The sequence below is a fragment of the Bradyrhizobium sp. B025 genome, from assembly GCF_042257955.1.
In the GTDB taxonomy this organism is placed as follows: Bacteria; Pseudomonadota; Alphaproteobacteria; order Rhizobiales; family Xanthobacteraceae; genus Bradyrhizobium; species Bradyrhizobium diazoefficiens.
On the sequence record NZ_CP170150.1, the window covers coordinates 2,489,330 to 2,507,002 of the forward strand.

Here is a 17,673-nt window from a genome sequence, read left to right on the forward strand (position 1 = left end):
GTTCCAATTCTTTACGGGTTCCCAACCCTGCGAACCTTAACTCGTCGCAGTGTTTTGGAGACTCAATCGTGAAGTTGTTTTCATTTTCCGCCATTCGCTCCATCCAGTTGAAGATCGCCCTGATCGCCGGCCTCTGCCTGGCAGTGACGTGCATCGTGCTGATCGGCTACGGCCTCTTCTCCACGCAGAGCATGAACCAGTACGTGACCCACGAGGTCATGCAGCTGGTCGACCGTCAGACCAAGGAGAGCCTCATGAACCGGGCCTCCACCGAAGCCAACGCCATCAAGGCTGAGCTGGAGGTCGGGTTTGATGCGGCGCGCACCACCGCACATGCCTTCGCGACCCTCGCCGACGAGAAGACCGGCACTCCGATCGCGGCGCGGCGGACCCAGTTCAACGCGCTTCTGCGTCACGTGCTCGAGCTCAACCCTGCCTTCAACGGCACCTACTCGGCCTGGGAACCCGGCGCGCTGGATGGTGACGATGCGTCGTTCAAGGGACGCAAGGAGGCGGGATCGGACAATACCGGCCGCTTTCTGCCCTATTGGACGCGCAACGCCAGCGGCGCCATCGCCGTTCAGCCGCTCGTCGAGTACGACAGCAGCGAGCGGCATCCCAACGGCCTCGTGAAGGGCGCCTGGTACATCAACCCGAACACCACGGGTAAGGAAAACATCCTGGGTCCGTTGCCCTACATCGTTCAGGGCAAGGCCGTCTTCCTCGCGACCATGTCGGTGCCGGTCATGATCGACGGCAAATTCCGCGGTGTCGCCGGCGCCGACTACAATCTCGACTTCGTGCAGAAGCTGGCCGTCAAGATCAACGGCTCGCTGTTCGAGGGCAAGGGCAAGGTCGCGATCCTCAACGACACCGGGCTGATCGTCGCCAACAGCGCCAATCAGGACGTGATCGGCAAGAACGCCTCCGAGGCCGACGCTCGCTGGAGTGAAAGCCTCGCCATCGTCAAGGCCGGCAAGGGCACGGTGCAGGACGATCCGAAGTTCGCCAACATCGACATCTATGCGCCGATCCGCTTCGGGCTCACCGAGAACGCCTGGTCGATCGTGATCTCGATCCCCCGCGACGTGGTGCTTGCGTCTGCAAGGCAACTCGACGCCTCGCTCAGTGCCCGTGCGACCTCGAACACGTTCTGGCAGCTCGGCGTTGGCCTGGTCATCGTGCTGGCGGCGATCTTCCTGATCTCGTTCGCCGCACGCAAGATCGCGCGGCCGATCCAGGATTGTGCCAATTTCGCCGATGGCATCGCCAAGGGCGATTTCAATCAGCAGCTCGGGATCGAGCAGGCCGACGAGGTCGGTAGGCTGGCGACGTCGCTCAGGTCGATGCAGGGCGACATCAAGCGCAGCATCGAGCAGCGTGCCCAGGACCAGGCGGCTGCCGACCGCGAGCGCCGGCGCGCGATGAACGAGCTGGCCGACAGCTTCGAAGCGTCGGTCGGCGGCATCGTGGAGACGGTGTCGGCCGCGTCCGGTGCGCTGGAATCCTCGGCCGGAACGCTCAGCTCGACCGCCGAACGGGCGCAACAGCTTACCAAGGTCGTCGCTGCGGCGTCAGACCAGGCATCGGGCAACGTGCAGTCGGTGGCCTCGGCAACGGAGGAGATGGCCTCTTCGGTCGGCGAGATCAGCCGTCAAGTGCAGGAATCGGCGCGGATGGCGAGCGACGCCGTCGGCCAAGCCCGAGCCACCACCGAGCGCGTCAGCGAACTCTCCAGGGCGGCCGCCCGCATCGGCGACGTTGTCGAGCTGATCAACACCATCGCCGGCCAGACCAACCTGCTGGCGCTGAACGCCACTATCGAGGCGGCACGCGCCGGCGAAGCCGGCCGCGGCTTCGCGGTGGTGGCCTCCGAGGTGAAGGCGCTCGCCGAGCAGACCGCGAAGGCGACCGGCGAGATCGGCCAGCAGATCTCCGGCATCCAGCTTGCGACCAACGACTCGGTCGGCGCGATCAAGGAGATCTCCTCGACCATCGAGCGTCTGTCGGAGATCTCGTCGGCGATCGCCGCCGCGGTGGAAGAGCAGGGCGCGGCCACGCAGGAGATCGCCCGCAACGTGCAGCAGGCGGCGCAAGGAACCCAGCAGGTCTCTTCCAACATCACCGACGTGCAGCATGGCGCGACCGAGACCGGCACGGCCTCTTCGCAGGTGCTGTCGGCGGCGCAAATGCTGTCGAACGACTCGGGCCGGCTCAAGAACGAGGTCAGCAAGTTCCTGACCAACGTCCGCGCCGCGTAGACCCTCGCACAACCCGTCGATCGAGCGAGGAGCGGCGCCAAAAACGCCGCTCCTTTCATTCTTCCGGTAGCATGATGTCGCTTTTAGGTGGCGTTACGAGGGGCACCCGTAGTCTTGCGGACAGATCGTTTCATCGATGGTTAAAGCGGATTTTCAAGAATTGGGCGAGGGCGGTCTCGCGCTGCGGCAGTCCTGATTGGAATGATTTCAGACTGAATTCGGTCTTTGGGGGCTTCGATGCGCAAGAATTTTCCTGTCACTGATGTCGAGTATCCGGTCAGTGACGAGACACTGATCGTCTCCCGGACCGACCTCAAGGGCAAGCTCACCTACTTCAACGAGGATTTCCTCGCCGCCGCCGGCTTCACGTCGGCCGAGCTGATGGGCCAGCCGCACAACATCGTCCGTCATCCCGACATGCCGCCGGAGGCGTTCGACAATCTCTGGGACACGCTGAAGGCCGGCAAGCCGTGGCTCGGCGCGGTGAAGAACCGCCGCAAGAACGGCGACTTCTACTGGGTGTTGGCGACGGCCTCGCCGATCCGCGAGAACGGCCATGTCACCGGCTATACCTCGATCCGCACCAGGCTGCCGGCCGACCAGCGCAAGCTCGCCGAAGAGGTCTATGCCGCGATCCGCGAGAAGAAGCCGCACGGCTATCGCGTCGATGCCGGCATCATCCGCCGCCGCTCGCTGCTCGATCGCTTCAGCGTCTTCACCGGGACGCTGAAGGCGCGCCTGGTCACGACGATGACGCTCCAGGCGCTGTTTATGCTGGCGCTCGGCATCGGCGGCGCGCTCTCCACCGGCGGTTCGACCAGCCTGGTTCTGACGCTGCTGGCCTTGGTCGGCATCGCCATCGTCGGCTTCGCCGGCCTTGCGACCATGCGCGCGATCCAGGGCCCGATGCGGCACCTCAACGACACCATGCTCAACCTCGTGCAGGACAAGCTCGACAACCGCATCGTCATCGAACGTGACGACGAGATCGGTGAGGCGCTGCGCAACCTCCAGACCGTGCAGACCATCATCCGCTTCAGCCGCGACGAGGTCCAGGCGGTGCAGCGCCGCGCCGAGGAGCAGCGCAAGGCCGGCATGACCAAACTTGCCGACGGCTTCGAGGCCGCGATCGGCGAGATCGTCGAGACCGTGTCGTCAGCTGCGACCGAGCTCGAGGCGTCGGCCTCGACGCTGTCCTCGACGGCGGGCCGGGCGCAGGAACTGGCGACGGTGGTCGCAGCCGGCTCGGAAGAAGCTTCCACCAACGTCCATTCGGTGGCATCGGCCGCCGAGGAGATGTCGTCGTCGGTCCACGAGATCGGTCGCCAAGTGCAGGATTCCACCCGGATTGCGAGCGAGGCCGTCAGCCAGGCGCACGCCACCACCGAACGCGTCAGCGAGTTGTCGCGGGCGGCCTCTCGGATCGGCGACGTTGTCGAGCTCATCAATGCCATCGCGGGCCAGACCAATCTCCTGGCGTTGAACGCCACGATCGAAGCGGCACGTGCCGGCGAGGCCGGCCGCGGCTTTGCGGTTGTGGCTTCCGAGGTCAAGGCGCTCGCCGAACAGACGGCGAAGGCGACCGGCGAGATTGGCCAGCAGGTCGGCGGCATCCAGGCGGCGACGCAGGAATCGGTCGGCGCCATCAGCGAAATCTCCGGCACCATCGCGCGCCTTTCCGAAATATCCTCGGCGATCGCCGCAGCCGTGGAGCAGCAGCGCGCGGCGACCCAGGAGATCGCCCGCAATGTGCAGCAGGCGGCCAACGGCACCCAGCAGGTGTCTTCCAATGTCGGCGACGTCCAGCGCGGCGCATCCGAAACCGGATCGGCGTCTTCGCAGGTGCTGTCGGCGGCGCAGATGCTGTCCCGCGACTCCAACCGCCTCAAGCTCGAGGTCGGCAAGTTCCTGAACTCCGTCCGCGCAGCGTGACGCGTGCGGCCGCATAGCTGCGATGCCGATTTCGCAGTGCGGTAGCAGGGAAGTGAATGCAGGAAAGCTGCCGGTGATTAGCGTTTCCGGCGGTGCTCAGGTAAAGGGGAAACAGGATCCCCGTGGGGGCGGATTCCGTATCCCTGCCTGACCTGGAATTGCCTGGCGCATGATTGCTCTGGTCCGTATTGCCCTGAGCCGACCCTATACGTTTGTCGTGCTCGCGCTCCTGCTCCTGATCATCGGACCGCTGGCAGCCCTGCGGACGCCGACCGACATCTTCCCCGACATCCGCATTCCCGTGATCGGCGTGGTCTGGCAGTACACCGGCCTGCCGCCCGACCAGATGTCCGGCCGCATCACGACGCCGTTCCAGCGTGCGCTGACGACGACGGTCAACGACATCGAGCATATCGTCGCCAACTCCTATAACGGCTTTGGCATCATCAAGATCTTCTTTCAGCCGAACGTCGACATCCGCACTGCCAACGCACAGGTCACAGCGATCTCGCAGACGTTGCTCAAGCAGATGCCGCCGGGCGCGACGCCGCCCTTGATCCTGAACTACTCCGCCTCGACCGTGCCAATCATCCAGGTGGCCTTGTCGGGCGACGGCCTGACCGAGCAGAACCTCGCCGATATCGGCATTAACAATCTGCGCACCCCGCTGGTCACCGTGCCTGGTGCGGCGATTCCGTATCCGTTCGGCGGCAAGCAGCGCCAGGTCCAGATCGATCTCGACCCGACCGCGCTCCAGGCCCGCGGCCTGTCGGGCCAGGACGTCGCCAATGCGCTGGCTGCGCAGAACCTGATCACGCCTGTAGGCACCCAGAAGATCGGCACCTTCGAATACAACATCCAGCTCAACAACTCGCCGCTGAAAATCGACGAGCTCGGCAACCTCCCGATCAAGACCGTCAACGGCGCGATGGTCTATGTGCGCGATGTCGCGACCGTGCGTGACGGCAATCCGCCGCAGACCAACATCGTTCATGTCGACGGCAACCGCTCGGTGCTGATGATGGTGCTGAAGGCGGGCGCGACCTCGACGCTCGATATCATCGCCGGCATCAAGCAGAAGGTGATCGAGGTCAAGGACCAGCTCCCGGACGCGCTGAAGATCGGCTTCATCGGCGACCAGTCGGTGTTCGTTCGCGGCGCGATCGAAGGTGTCGCCTTCGAGGGCGTGATCGCGGCGCTGCTGACCAGCGTCATGATCCTGCTGTTCCTCGGCAGCTGGCGCTCGACCATCATCATCGCGGTCTCGATCCCGCTGTCGGTGCTGGGCGCCATCATCATGCTCTCGGCGATCGGCGAGACGCTGAACATCATGACGCTCGGCGGTCTCGCGCTCGCCGTCGGCATCCTCGTCGACGACGCCACCGTGACGATCGAGAACATCAACTACCATCTGGAGCAGGGCAAGCCGGTCGAGCAGTCGATCCTCGACGGCGCCAACCAGATCGTCACGCCGGCCTTCGTCTCGCTGCTCTGCATCTGCATCGTGTTCGTGCCGATGTTCTTCCTCACCGGTGTCGCGCGCTTCCTGTTCGTGCCGATGGCCGAAGCGGTGATGTTCGCGATGATCTGGTCGTTCATCCTGTCGCGCACGCTGGTGCCGACCATGGCGAACTATCTGCTGCATGCGCATGTCCACCACGAGGGCGAGCCGCGGACATCGCGCAATCCGCTGGTCTGGTTCCAGCGCGGGTTCGAGAAGCGTTTCGAACGCATCCGCGGCGGCTACCATGATTTCCTTGGGCTGGCGCTGGCGCATCGCGCGGTGTTCGTGATCGGCTTCCTCTGCGTGGTCGGCGCGTCCTTCGCGCTGGTGCCGTTCCTCGGGCGCAACTTCTTCCCCGCGGTCGATGCCGGCAACATCCTGATGCATGTCCGCACCCAGGTCGGCACCCGCGTCGAGGAGACCGCGAACCAACTCGCTGACGTGCAGAAGGCCGTGCGCAAGCTGATCCCTGGTGAGATCGAGACCATGACCGACAACATCGGCATGCCGATCTCCGGCATCAACATGACCTACAACAACACCGGCGTGATCGGTCCGCAGGACGGCGACATCCAGATCAAGCTGAGGGAAGGCCACAAGCCGACCGAAGAGCATGTACGCGTCCTGCGCGAGCAGCTGCCGCGGCTGTTCCCCGGCGTCAGCTTCGCGTTCCTGCCGGCCGATATCGTCAGCCAGATCCTGAATTTCGGTGCGCCGGCGCCGATCGACCTTCAGATCCGCGGCGCCAACATCAGCGCCAACTTCGCTTACGCCAACAATCTGCTGGCCAAGGTCCGCAAGATTCCCGGCGTTGCCGATGCGCGCATCCAGCAATCGCCGAACAACCCGACCTTCAATATCGATGTCGACCGTACCCGTGCGCAATATGTCGGCCTGACCGAGCGCGACGTCACCAACAGTCTCGTGGTCAATCTTGCCGGTTCCTCGCAGGTGGCGCCGACCTACTACCTCAATCCGGATAACGGCGTGTCCTATTCGATCGTGATGCAGACGCCGCAATACCAGATCGACTCGCTCGGCGCGCTACAGACGCTGCCGATCACCGCCACCGGCAACGCGCAGTCGCCGATCCTCGGCGGCATTGCCGACATCAAGCGCTCGACGTCGAGCGCGGTGGTGTCGCAATACGACATCCAGTCGATGGTGCAGATCTTTGCTACGACCTCGGGCCGCGATCTCGGCGCGGTTGCCGCCGACATCCGCCAGGTGATCGCCGACACCGCGAAGGAGGTGCCGAAGGGATCTTCCGTCGTGCTGCTCGGCCAGGTGCAGACCATGAACAGCGCCTTCACCGGCCTGCTGTTCGGCCTGCTCGGCGCCGTCGTACTGATCTACTTCCTGATCGTCGTGAATTTCCAGTCCTGGTCCGACCCGTTCGTGATCATCACGGCGCTGCCGGCCGCGCTCGCCGGCATCGTGTGGATGCTGTTCATGACCGAGACCACGCTGTCGGTCCCGGCGCTCACCGGCGCCATCATGTGCATGGGGGTTGCCACCGCCAACAGCGTGCTCGTGATCTCCTTTGCGCGCGAGCGCTACGCGGAGCTCGGCGATCCCGTTGCGGCTGCGCTCGAAGCCGGCTTCGTCCGGTTCCGCCCGGTGTTGATGACCGCGCTTGCCATGATCATCGGCATGGCGCCGATGGCTCTGGGCCTCGGCGAGGGCGGTGAGCAGAATGCGCCGCTCGGCCGCGCCGTGATCGGCGGCCTGATCTTTGCAACCTTCGCCACGCTGATGTTTGTTCCCGTGGTGTTCAGCATGGTACACAAGAAACAAGGCGCCGAAGCCGCCGCCCCCTTGGAGACTCCGCATGTCGCCTACTGAATCCCGCTCCCCGGTGTCGCACCGGAAACTGGGCATCTTCGGCGTGGTGGCGCTGATTGCGGCAGGCCTTGTCGTCGGCACCGGCATCCGCGCGCGCGAGGAGCAGGGCTCCAAGTTGAAGGAATGGACCGATGATCAGGCCGTTCCCAGCGTCGCGGTGACCCAGCCTAACGCCAAGGCGCTCAACGCCAGCCTCGATCTGCCGGGCCGGTTGGAAGCCTACTACCGTGCCCCGATCTTCGCGCGCGTGTCGGGTTACCTGAAGCGCTGGAGCGCCGACATGGGGGCCCGCGTCAAGGCAGGGCAGGTGATTGCCGAGATCGAGGCGCCCGACCTCGATCAGCAGCTCCTGCAGGCCCGCGCCGACCTCGCCAGCCAGCAGGCCAGCGCAAGGCTGTCGGAAGCGACGTTGAACCGGCGCAAGACGCTGGTCGCCTCCAACTTCGTCTCCGCGCAGGAGATCGACGAGCGCACCGCCGATCTCTCCAACAAGAACGCCGCGGTGCATTCGGGACAGGCCAATGTCGAGCGGCTGGAAGCGCTGGCCGGCTACAAGAAGATCACCGTTCCGTTCGACGGCGTGGTCACGGCGCGCGATACCGACGTCGGTGCGCTGATCAATGCCGGTGGCGGCTCGGGCCCGGCGATGTTCGTGGTCTCGGACATCACCAAGCTGCGCGTCTATGTCAACGTGCCCCAGAATTACGTGCCGGCCATCAAGATCGGCGCGAAGGCCACCATCGCGCTGCCGGAGTATCCGAACCGGACCTTCCAGGCGACGGTGGAAGCGTCTTCGCAGGCCGTCGACGTTGCCTCCGGCACCACGCGCATGCAGCTTGGCCTGGACAATTCCTCGGGCGAACTAATGCCCGGCGGCTATGCCAGCGTGAAGTTGAGCCTCCAGCGCGACTCCGCGCCGCTCAGCATTCCCGCCAGCGCGCTGATCTTCAACGGCAGCGGCCTGCGTGTCGCGACCGTCGGTGCGGACGACAAGGTGCTGTTCAAGGCCGTGACCATCGCGCGCGATCTTGGCAAGGAAATCGAGCTCGCATCAGGCATCTCTCCGGACGATCGCGTCATCACCGCCCCGCCGGACGGCCTGTCCGATGGCGATCAGGTCCGCGTCGTCGGCGCCGGCGCCAAGGGCAAGCCGGCCACCGCGTCGGAAAAGCAGGCGCCGAAGGGCTAGCTTTTCTTCACCTCGCCCCGCTTGCGGGGAGAGGTCGAATTGCGAAGCAATTCGGGTGAGAGGGACTCTCCGCGAGTCTAACTCTCACGGTGTTTGCGGACGCAGCCCCTCACCCCGACCCTCTCCCCGTAAGAACGGGGAGAGGGAGATCAGGATACCCGCCACTCCGGTACGCCATCGCCGGCCATCGCGGTCTCGCCCAGCGAGCCAACCGGCGTGCGATCGATGTTGAGGAGATGCGCCAGCGTCGCGGTATCACCCGCCGGAATCCGCGCCAGCGTGCGGCGGTCATCTTCCGTGCGCAGCATCACCACACCGTGCTCGACATCCCCGCCACGGCCGTAGAGCACCGTAAAGCTCTCGACCTTGCCCTTGCCCGAGGCTTCCGCGACGAAGTCCGGCACCGCGCGCTTGTTGCGGTCGGCCTCTCCTTGCACGCTCGTCTCCTGCGCCAGCGCCGCGCGCGGCGGCGCCCTCGAAACCACCAGCGCATGATGCTTGGTGACGAAGCCGCCCTGGCCGTAGAGCAGGCCGAGCCTGGCGCCATCGCGCAGGCGCCGCACCATCGCGCAGGCCGCATGCGTCATGTAGGTGTTGAGCGGCGCGCCGAAGAAGGTGAGGCCGCCGGTCACGGTCGGCTGCACGTCGGCGGAAAGGCCCAGCGTCCGCCGCGCCATCTTGGGCACGCAGGGGAAGCAGCTATAGAGCTCGATCGCTTCGAATGCCGTGCCGTCGCCGCCGGCGAGGTCCACCGCGGCTTTCAGCACCGCATTCTGCGGATGGCTCTCGTAGAACTGGTCGCGCAGGAGATAGTCGCGCGGCTCCTCCGCCGAGGCGCCGCCGAGCGGATAGACCAGTCTGTCCTCGGCGATACCCGCCGCGCGCGCCCTGGCAAGGCTGGTGAGCAGCAGCGCGCCACCCATGTTGACGCTGGGGTTGGCGACCATGAGCTTGTTGTAAGGCCAGGCGATGAGACGGTTGTCCGCGGTCGGCGTCGTGATCTCGTCCGGCGCATAGCGTCGCTTCAGCCAGGCGTTTGGATTTTGTGCGGCGGCCTCGGAATAGCGCGACCACAGTGTGCCCGATTCCGCCATCGCCTCGCGCGGCGTCTGGCCCCAATGAGCGGAGGAGGCCGCCTCATAGAACGGATAGACCGTGACGGGCCGGAACACGCCGAGCTTCACGGCCAGCGGCTTCTGGAACGCTGCGCCGCGCTTGGGCTCCTCGACATCATGCGCGAACGGCGTCCATGGCAGCTTCGCGCCTGCACGCTCGGCCTTGGTCGCGGTCGACTGCGCCTCCGCACCGCAGACCGCGGCAACGCTGCATTCGCCGCGCGCGATGCGCTTTGCGGCCTCGTGGATGTAGCGGATCGGGCTCTCGCCGCCGACCGGGCCGTAATAGCAATGCGAAGGCGTGATCCCGAGTCGCTGCGCCAGCAGCTTTTCCGGGTCGCGGTAGCGCCAGCTCAGGAAGTTGACGACGTCGAGCGACTGCACCTCGCCGAGCAGCTTTGCCCCGGCATCCGCTTCGGCGCGCCGCAGCGCCTGTACGAGCAGATCGAGCGGCTCGAGGCCCTCGGTGATCTCCTTGGGGCGGTCGACGATCTCGCCGATGCCGACGATGACGGGGATGCGGTCTTCGGGGATGTTGGTCATTTCTTCTTGCTTCACGGTTTAAGTCTCGGGCACGCCGTCGCCCTTCGAGGGCCGCGGAAGAAGCGGCCACCTCAGGGTGACGGCTACGGAGAAAGCGTCATCCTGAGGTGCGAGCCGAGCGACGCCTGGCGAGCCTCGAAGGAGGGGCCGCGGGCAATCACTCCGCCACCAGCGCATTCATGTGCTCGACGGCCTCGGCAAACTCTTCCTTGAACTCCTGCACCACGGCGCCCGCCGACTTCACGCTGTCGATCAGGCCGACGCCCTGGCCGACGAAGTAGCTGACGAGATCGCGCGCTTTGGCGTTGCCAGCCGCCGCCGCGCGGTCGATCGAATTGAAGGCGTCGCGGCTGATGATGCTTTGCAGCGGCATCGGCAGTGCACCCGGGCTTTCCGGCGCGCGGTCCCAGGCATCGGTCCAGACCGAGCGGAGCTGCCGCGCGGGCTTTCCGGTGCGTCCCTTCGAGCGCACCGCGTCACGCGAGGACGCGGCGATCATCTTTTCGCGGAAGATTTCCGTCGTCTCGGCTTCCACGGTCGCGAGCCATACCGAGCCGGTCCAGGCGCCGGCTGCGCCCATCGCCATGCAGGCCGCCATCTGCCGTCCTGTCATGATGCCGCCGGCCGCCAGCACCGGCACGTCGCGGATCTTCTTGATTGCCTTGATCACCTCCGGCACCAGCACCATGGTCGACACCTCGCCGCAATGGCCGCCGGCCTCGGTGCCCTGGACCACGAGGATATCGACGCCGGCCGCGACCTGGCGCAGCGCGTGCTCCTTGGCGCCGACGAGAGCTGCGACCGGCACACCGTGCTTCTTGCCCATCTCGATCATCGCTTTCGGCGGCACGCCGAGTGCGTTCGCGATCAGCCTGATCGGATGATTGAAGGAGACCTCGAGCAGCTGAAGCGCCGTCTTTCCGTCGAACGGCTGCGGCTGGTTGTCGGCCATTTCAGTGGTCGTCAGCTCGATGTCGTACTTCTTCAGGAGGTCGCGCGTGTAGTTGCGATGCTCTTGCGGCACGCGCGCTTCCAGGCTCTTCCAGGTGACGTCCTTCTCGCCCGCCGTCGAGATGTTCTCGGGGATCAGCACGTCGATGCCGTAGGGCTTGCCGTCGATATGGTCGTCGATCCATTTCATCTCGTGTTCGAGCGTATCAGGCGTATGCACGGTGGCACCTAACACGCCGAAGCCACCGGCGCGGCTGACGGCGGCGACGACGTCGCGGCAATGGCTGAAGGCGAGCAGCGGGAACTCGATGCCCAGCATGTCGCAGATCGGCGATTTCATGGCTCTCTCCCGGCGGCCGTCGCGTTGCTGTTATTGCTTTGCGTTGTTGTTGTCCTTGGCGAAGGCCGTGCGACGCTAACCCATCGTCGCCGGCGATGCCAAGCCGGATTTCGCCGCGCATCTTGCGTATAGGCGCCACGCCACGCGAGGAGCCATTCCGTCGCGCAAAATAAGCGGAGCGGCGGCCGTGAATGAGCCTCTTGCGCTTTGGCCGACGTGAGAGAATGCTGGCGAACAACAACAGACAACAACGAGGGAGCGCCAACCGATGTCGCCAGCGCAATCGAGTCCGGCCGAGGCCAGTGAAGCCTATGACGTGGTCGTCGTCGGCGCCGGCTTTGCCGGCATGTACATGCTGCATCGGCTGCGCGGGCTTGGCTTCTCGGCGCGCGTCTACGAGCAGGGCGGTGGTGTCGGCGGCACCTGGTACTGGAATCGTTATCCGGGCGCGCGCTGCGATGTCGAGAGCATGCAATATTCCTACTCGTTCTCGGATGAGCTCCAGCAGGAATGGGACTGGAGCGAGCGCTACGCGCCGCAGGCAGAGATCCTGAAATATGCCAACCATGTCGCGGATCGTTTTGATCTGCGCCGCGACATCCAGTTCGACACGCGCGTCGAGCGCGCTGTCTTCGATGAACAGACCAATGGCTGGTCGGTGACGATTTCCGGCGGAAAGACGGTCGAAGCGAAGTTCGTCGTGCTCGCCACCGGCTGCCTGTCGAACGCGCGCAAGCCCGACATCAAGGGTCTCGAAAACTTCAAAGGTCCCGTCTACCACACCGGCAACTGGCCGCACGAGCCCGTGGACTTCACGGGCTTGCGCGTTGGCCTTATCGGCACCGGTTCATCCGGCATCCAGTCGGCGCCCATCATTGCCGAGCAGGCAAAGCATCTCACGGTCTTCCAGCGCACCGCGAATTTCTCGATTCCCGCCCGCAATGCCGCGTTGACCGACGAGGAACGCAATGCGTTCCGGCAGAATTATCCGGAGATCCGCCGCTTCGCCCGCGAGGTCGCGCGTAACGGCATCTATGCCGAGCCGCCCGATCGCGGCGCTCTCGACGACAGCGAGGATGAGAGGTGCGCCAAATACGGGGCGCGTTGGGATCGCGGCGGGCTCACCTTCATGTACGCCTACAACAATCTCGGCCTGGATCTGGCCGCGAATGACACCGCCGCCGACTACGTGCGCGGCAAGATCACCGAGATCGTCAAGGACGCCAGCACTGCGGAATTGCTCCAGCCGAACAGCCATCCGATCGGCACCAAGCGCATCTGCATCGACACCGATTATTTCGCGACCTTCAACCGGCCGAACGTCTCGCTGGTCGATATCAAGACCAATCCGATCGAGGAGATCACCGCGAACGCTGTCCGTGTCGCGGGGGCAGATCACGAGGTCGATGCGCTGGTGATGGCGACCGGCTTTGACGCCATGACCGGATCTGTCGCCCGGATCGACATTCGCGGTCGCGGCGGGCGGACGCTGAACCGGAAATGGGCCGAGGGCCCCAAGACCTATCTCGGCCTGATGAGCGCAGGCTTTCCCAATCTCTTCATCATCACCGGGCCCGGCAGCCCGTCGGTGCTATCGAACATGATCGTGTCGATCGAGCAGCATGTCGACTGGATCGCCGACTGCCTCCTCCACATGCGCAAGCAAGGCCTCGCCACGATGGAGGCGGACGGAGGGGCGGAGGACAAGTGGGTCGCGCACGTCAACGAAGTTGCCCATGGCACGCTCTATCCGCAGGCCAATTCCTGGTACATGGGCGCCAACATCCCAGGCAAGCCGCGCATCTTCATGCCCTATATCGGCGGCGTCGGGGTCTACCGGCGGATCTGCGACGAGGTCGCGGGGAAGGGGTATGAGGGGTTCGTGATGACACGGGCGGAGCAGCCGCGCAGGGTGGTGACGGGTTAGGCCGGATGCATGACACCGGCGTGAGGCCCGCGCCGGACGCAGAGCCGGCAGGGCTTGTCATCGGCCGCTCGCGGGCTAATTAATGCAGGCGCATCTTTCCGCCGGAGCCCCGCATGACTGACGTCCCCGCCTACGTGCCGCCCAAAGTCTGGACCTGGAACAAGGAGAATGGCGGGCAGTTCGCCAGCATCAACCGCCCGATCGCCGGCCCTACCCACGACAAGGAGCTGCCGGTCGGCCGCCATCCGCTCCAGCTCTATTCGCTGGCGACCCCGAACGGGGTGAAGGTCACGGTGATGCTGGAGGAGCTTCTGGCGCTCGGCCACAAGGGGGCCGAATACGACGCCTGGCTGATCAGGATCGGCAACGGCGACCAGTTCGGCAGCGGCTTCGTCGACATCAATCCGAACTCGAAAATCCCGGCGCTGATGGACCGCTCCGGCCCTGAGCCCGTCAGGGTGTTCGAGTCCGGCTCGATCCTGTTCTATCTTGCCGAGAAGTTCGGCGCCTTCCTGCCGAAGGACATCAAGACCCGCACCGAAGCGATGTCCTGGCTGTTCTGGCAGATGGGCAGCGCGCCGTATCTCGGCGGCGGCTTCGGCCATTTCTACGCCTACGCGCCGACCAAGATCGAATACGCCATCGACCGTTTTGCGATGGAAACCAAGCGCCAGCTCGACGTGCTCGACCGGCGCCTCGCCGACAACGAATATCTCGCGGGCAGCGAGTACACCATCGCCGACATCGCGGTGTGGCCCTGGTATGGCGCGCTCGCCAAGGGGCTGGTGTACGGCGCCGGCGAATTCCTCTCCGTGCAGGACTATAAGAACGTGCAGCGCTGGACCGACGAGATCGCCAAGCGTCCGGCCGTGAAGCGCGGCCGCATGGTCAACCGCGTCTCCGGCGACCCTGCCAGCCAGCTCCACGAGCGCCACGACGCATCCGATTTCGAAACCAAGACGCAGGACAAGCTCGCGCCGGCGACGTAGGTGTCGCTGTCTTCGCCTCTCCCTGCGTGCGGGGAGCTTCGTAGGGTGGGCAAAGCGGAGCGTGCCCACCACGTCATGCGAAGAGCCGAGATGGTGGGCACGGCGCGCGAAGAGCGCGCCTTTGCCCACCCTACGGGATTCTCCCCGCAAGTACGGAGAGAGGGACGGATAGAGTTCAGGCCATGCTCAGCTCGTGCCGGCCGACGACCATCCAGTGCACCTCGTCCGGACCGTCGGCAAAGCGCAGGTGGCGCACGTCCTGGTACATCTCGGCGAGCGGGGTCCAGTGCGAGATGCCGGTGGCGCCGTGCATCTGGATGGCCTGGTCGATGATCTTGCAGGCGCGCTCGGGCACCATGGCCTTCACCATTGAGACCCAGACGCGGGCTTCCTTGTTGCCGAGCACGTCCATGGCCTTTGCCGCCTTCAGCACCATCAGCCGCATCGCCTCGATCTCGCAGCGCGCCTGCGCGATGATCTGCATATTGCCGCCGAGATGGGCGATCTTCTTGCCGAAGGCTTCGCGGGTCAGGCCGCGCTGCACCATCAGATCGAGCGCCTTCTCGGCCTTGCCGATGGTGCGCATGCAGTGATGGATGCGCCCCGGGCCGAGGCGGAGCTGCGAGATCTCGAAGCCGCGGCCTTCGCCGAGCAGCATGTTCTCCTTCGGCACGCGCACATTGTTGAAGCGCATGTGCATGTGGCCGCGCGGGGCGTGGTCCTGGCCGAACACGTACATGGGTCCGAGCACCTCGACGCCGGGCGTGTCGCGCGGCACCAGGATCTGCGACTGCTGCTTGCTCGGCGCCGCATCCGGGTTGGTCTTCACCATCACGATGAGGATCTTGCAGCGGGGATCCCCTAAGCCGGAGATGTAGTACTTCTCGCCGTTGATGACCCATTCGTCGCCGACGAGCTTGGCCGTCGTCGAGATGTTCTTGGCGTCGGAGGAGGCGACGTTCGGCTCGGTCATGACATAGGCCGAGCGGATATCGCCGTTGAGCAGCGGCTTCAGCCACTTCTCCTTCTGCTCCTTGGTGCCGACGCGCTCCAGCACCTCCATGTTGCCGGTGTCGGGCGCCGAGCAGTTCATCGTCTCGGAGGCCAGCGGGCTCTTGCCGAGCTCGGAGGCGATATAGGCATAGTCGAGATTCTTCAGGCCCTGGCCGGTCTCGTCATCGGGCAGGAAGAAGTTCCAGAGGCCTTCCTTCTTGGCCTTGTTCTTGGCGACCTCGAGCACTTCGAGCTGCTTCGGCGTAAAACTCCAGCGGTCTTCCTTGCTCTCGCCAGCCTTGGCGAACTCGATCGACATCGGCTCGACGGTGTCGCGGATGAACTTCCTGACGTGATCGTAGAGCGGGCGAACCTGATCCGACATGCGGAGGTCGTTGAGCTCGTCGCCCGGATTGAGCGTGTAGTTGGTGGTGCGGGGAATGTAGGTGTGTTTTGTCATTGTTCCTCCCGGGGGCGCTGAGTTCGTGCTGAACGCGAGAATAGTCGCAGCGTGGCCAAAGTGCGAGCGCGCATTTTTCGCGCGAGCCATGCCACGCGATGGAATATCGCGAGGGCGTTTGAAATGTTGTTTGAATGGAGTGAGGTGGCAGGCGCGGGCCGCACTCACGGTTGTCATCGCCCGGCTTGACCGGGCGATCCAGTACTCCGTGACGTCAGCGACTCACGGAGAAGCCGCGGCGTACTGGATTCCCCGCCTTCGCGGGGAATGACAGCGTCCTGGAGCAATCAGTTCGGCATCCGGTGCATCGCGCAGATCTTGTTGCCATCGAGATCGCGCAAGTAGGCGAGATAAAGCTTGTTCCCCGCGCCCTCGCGGATGCCGGGCGGATTCTCGATCGGCGTTCCTCCGGCAGCGACGCCGGCCGCGTGCCACCTGTCGACCTGCTCAGGCGAGTTGGCGGCAAAGCCGATGGTGCCGCCGTTCGCGCAGGTCGCGGGCTCGCCGTTGATCGGCTTCGTCACCGAGAACACGCCGGTCTTGGTGATGTAGAAGATGCGATGGCCGTCGACCCGTGCAGGCCGCACCTCGAGCGTGCTGAGCAGCTGGTCGTAGAAGGCCTTCGCCTTGTCGAGGTCGTTGGTGCCGATCATAATGTGTGAAAACATTCGCCCTGTCCCCTCTGCGCTCACAAAACGAGAAGCCGTAGGGTGGGCAAAGCGCAGCGTGCCCACCACGGCCTTCGAAAGTATTTCTGGTGGGCACGGCGCAAGAGCGCCTTTGCCCACCCTACGAGATGTCAAAACGCGGTATAGCCGCCGTCGATCACGAACGTATCGGCCGTATGATACGACGACGCCCTGCTCATCAGATACACCGCGATGCCGCCGAAATCGCTGGCCTCGCCGAAGCGACGCTGCGGAATGCGCGGCATCACATTGGCGACGAACTTGTCGTTGGCCATGAGGCCGGCGGTCATGTCGCTCTTGATCCAGCCGGGCAGGATCGCATTCGCAGTGACGCCGTGGCGTGCCAGCTCGACGCCGAGCGCGCGCACCAGCGCGTTGATGGCAGCCTTGGTCGCGGCATAGTGCTCGTTGCGCGCGGTGCCGAAGATCGAGGCGAGGCTCGAGGTCGCGACCAGCCGGCCGAAGGGATCGCCGGCATTGGCGCGGTCGGTCATGTGTCTGGCGGCCGCCTGGAACGCGTGGAACACGCCGTCGAGATTGGTCGAAAACATCGTGCGCCATTCCTCTTCGGTGCGCCGAAGGAGCGCCGGCCGCCGCCGCCGATGCCGGCATTGGCGAAGCAGCCGTCGACCCGGCCGAAGGTGTCGAGCGTGGCCTTCATCGCGGCATTGACCGATGCCGGATCGGTGACGTCGCAGACGCGGGTATCCACCTTGCCGGCAAGTCCCGCCAGGCTCGCGGCAGCGCTTCTGTTCTTGTCAGGATTGCGGCCCCAGATCGAAACGTTGCAGCCCTGGCCGGCCAGTGCCTGCGCGATGCCGAGCCCGATGCCGCCATTGCCGCCGGTGATCACGGCGACACGGCCGGAGAGGTCGAAAAGGTTCATGGCGCGTTTCCCGTTTTTGGCAAGACTTTCTGGCATGACGCGCACCAGC

10 protein-coding genes and 1 pseudogene are annotated in these 17,673 nt (G+C 64.9%); 6 read left to right on the forward strand and 5 right to left on the reverse strand.

Annotated features, from left to right (window positions below; all coding sequences use genetic code 11):
* Window positions 1-68: 68 nt before the first annotated feature.
* The 4 genes from ACE10W_RS11505 (at window position 69) to ACE10W_RS11520 (ending at window position 8,731) form a co-directional block, all read left to right on the forward strand.
* The gene (locus tag ACE10W_RS11505) at window positions 69-2,261 is read left to right on the forward strand and encodes a methyl-accepting chemotaxis protein (protein ID WP_162603503.1); all 2,193 of its coding nucleotides are present in this window, start codon (window positions 69-71) and stop codon (window positions 2,259-2,261) included.
* A 237-nt stretch (window positions 2,262-2,498) separates the two neighbouring features.
* Window positions 2,499-4,193: a methyl-accepting chemotaxis protein gene (locus tag ACE10W_RS11510; protein WP_011085717.1), complete on the forward strand. Its 1,695-nt coding sequence runs from the start codon at window positions 2,499-2,501 to the stop codon at window positions 4,191-4,193.
* A 169-nt stretch (window positions 4,194-4,362) separates the two neighbouring features.
* Window positions 4,363-7,542: an efflux RND transporter permease subunit gene (locus tag ACE10W_RS11515; RefSeq protein WP_304551623.1), complete on the forward strand. Its 3,180-nt coding sequence runs from the start codon at window positions 4,363-4,365 to the stop codon at window positions 7,540-7,542.
* Window positions 7,529-8,731 (forward strand): efflux RND transporter periplasmic adaptor subunit, encoded by a 1,203-nt coding sequence (locus ACE10W_RS11520; protein WP_304551624.1) that lies wholly within the window; start codon window positions 7,529-7,531, stop codon window positions 8,729-8,731. Before ACE10W_RS11515 ends, ACE10W_RS11520 begins: the two co-directional genes overlap by 14 nt.
* 149 nt (window positions 8,732-8,880) lie before the next feature.
* Here the strand turns inward: ACE10W_RS11520 and ACE10W_RS11525 are convergent, their stop codons facing one another.
* On the reverse strand, window positions 8,881-10,389 hold the full coding sequence (locus ACE10W_RS11525; protein WP_304553730.1) for an acetyl-CoA acetyltransferase: 1,509 nt from the start codon (window positions 10,387-10,389) through the stop codon (window positions 8,881-8,883).
* 157 nt (window positions 10,390-10,546) lie between these two features.
* Window positions 10,547-11,680, reverse strand: coding sequence for a nitronate monooxygenase (locus ACE10W_RS11530; RefSeq protein ID WP_304551625.1), 1,134 nt, complete (start codon window positions 11,678-11,680; stop codon window positions 10,547-10,549).
* A gap of 268 nt (window positions 11,681-11,948) precedes the next feature.
* Here ACE10W_RS11530 and ACE10W_RS11535 point away from each other — a divergent pair, with 268 nt between their 5' ends.
* Both ACE10W_RS11535 and yghU read left to right on the forward strand, forming a co-directional pair.
* On the forward strand, window positions 11,949-13,607 hold the full coding sequence (locus ACE10W_RS11535) for an NAD(P)/FAD-dependent oxidoreductase (protein WP_161535842.1): 1,659 nt from the start codon (window positions 11,949-11,951) through the stop codon (window positions 13,605-13,607).
* A 113-nt stretch (window positions 13,608-13,720) separates the two neighbouring features.
* On the forward strand, window positions 13,721-14,596 hold the full coding sequence (gene yghU / locus ACE10W_RS11540) for a glutathione-dependent disulfide-bond oxidoreductase (RefSeq protein WP_011085723.1): 876 nt from the start codon (window positions 13,721-13,723) through the stop codon (window positions 14,594-14,596).
* 175 nt (window positions 14,597-14,771) lie between these two features.
* On the opposite strand, the gene ACE10W_RS11545 is transcribed toward yghU, so the two are convergent.
* The 3 genes and pseudogenes from ACE10W_RS11545 to ACE10W_RS11555 form a co-directional block, all read right to left on the reverse strand.
* Window positions 14,772-16,049: an acyl-CoA dehydrogenase family protein gene (locus tag ACE10W_RS11545; protein ID WP_304551629.1), complete on the reverse strand. Its 1,278-nt coding sequence runs from the start codon at window positions 16,047-16,049 to the stop codon at window positions 14,772-14,774.
* Window positions 16,050-16,336: 287 nt separating this feature from the next.
* The gene (locus ACE10W_RS11550) at window positions 16,337-16,717 is read right to left on the reverse strand and encodes a VOC family protein (protein ID WP_028172377.1); all 381 of its coding nucleotides are present in this window, start codon (window positions 16,715-16,717) and stop codon (window positions 16,337-16,339) included.
* 131 nt (window positions 16,718-16,848) lie between these two features.
* Window positions 16,849-17,624: pseudogene (locus ACE10W_RS11555) on the reverse strand (SDR family NAD(P)-dependent oxidoreductase).
* Window positions 17,625-17,673: the final 49 nt, after the last annotated feature.

Excerpts from the sequence above, each read along its gene's own strand:
- ACE10W_RS11510 (WP_011085717.1), top strand. The coding sequence starts at position 2,499 with ATGCGCAAGAATTTTCCTGTCACTGATGTCGAGTATCCGGTCAGTGAC.
- ACE10W_RS11515 (WP_304551623.1), top strand. The coding sequence starts at position 4,363 with ATGATTGCTCTGGTCCGTATTGCCCTGAGCCGACCCTATACGTTTGTC.
- ACE10W_RS11520 (WP_304551624.1), top strand. The coding sequence starts at position 7,529 with ATGTCGCCTACTGAATCCCGCTCCCCGGTGTCGCACCGGAAACTGGGC.
- ACE10W_RS11525 (WP_304553730.1), bottom strand. The coding sequence starts at position 10,389 with ATGACCAACATCCCCGAAGACCGCATCCCCGTCATCGTCGGCATCGGC.
- ACE10W_RS11530 (WP_304551625.1), bottom strand. The coding sequence starts at position 11,680 with ATGAAATCGCCGATCTGCGACATGCTGGGCATCGAGTTCCCGCTGCTC.
- ACE10W_RS11535 (WP_161535842.1), top strand. The coding sequence starts at position 11,949 with ATGTCGCCAGCGCAATCGAGTCCGGCCGAGGCCAGTGAAGCCTATGAC.
- yghU (WP_011085723.1), top strand. The coding sequence starts at position 13,721 with ATGACTGACGTCCCCGCCTACGTGCCGCCCAAAGTCTGGACCTGGAAC.
- ACE10W_RS11545 (WP_304551629.1), bottom strand. The coding sequence starts at position 16,049 with ATGACAAAACACACCTACATTCCCCGCACCACCAACTACACGCTCAAT.
- ACE10W_RS11550 (WP_028172377.1), bottom strand. The coding sequence starts at position 16,717 with ATGTTTTCACACATTATGATCGGCACCAACGACCTCGACAAGGCGAAG.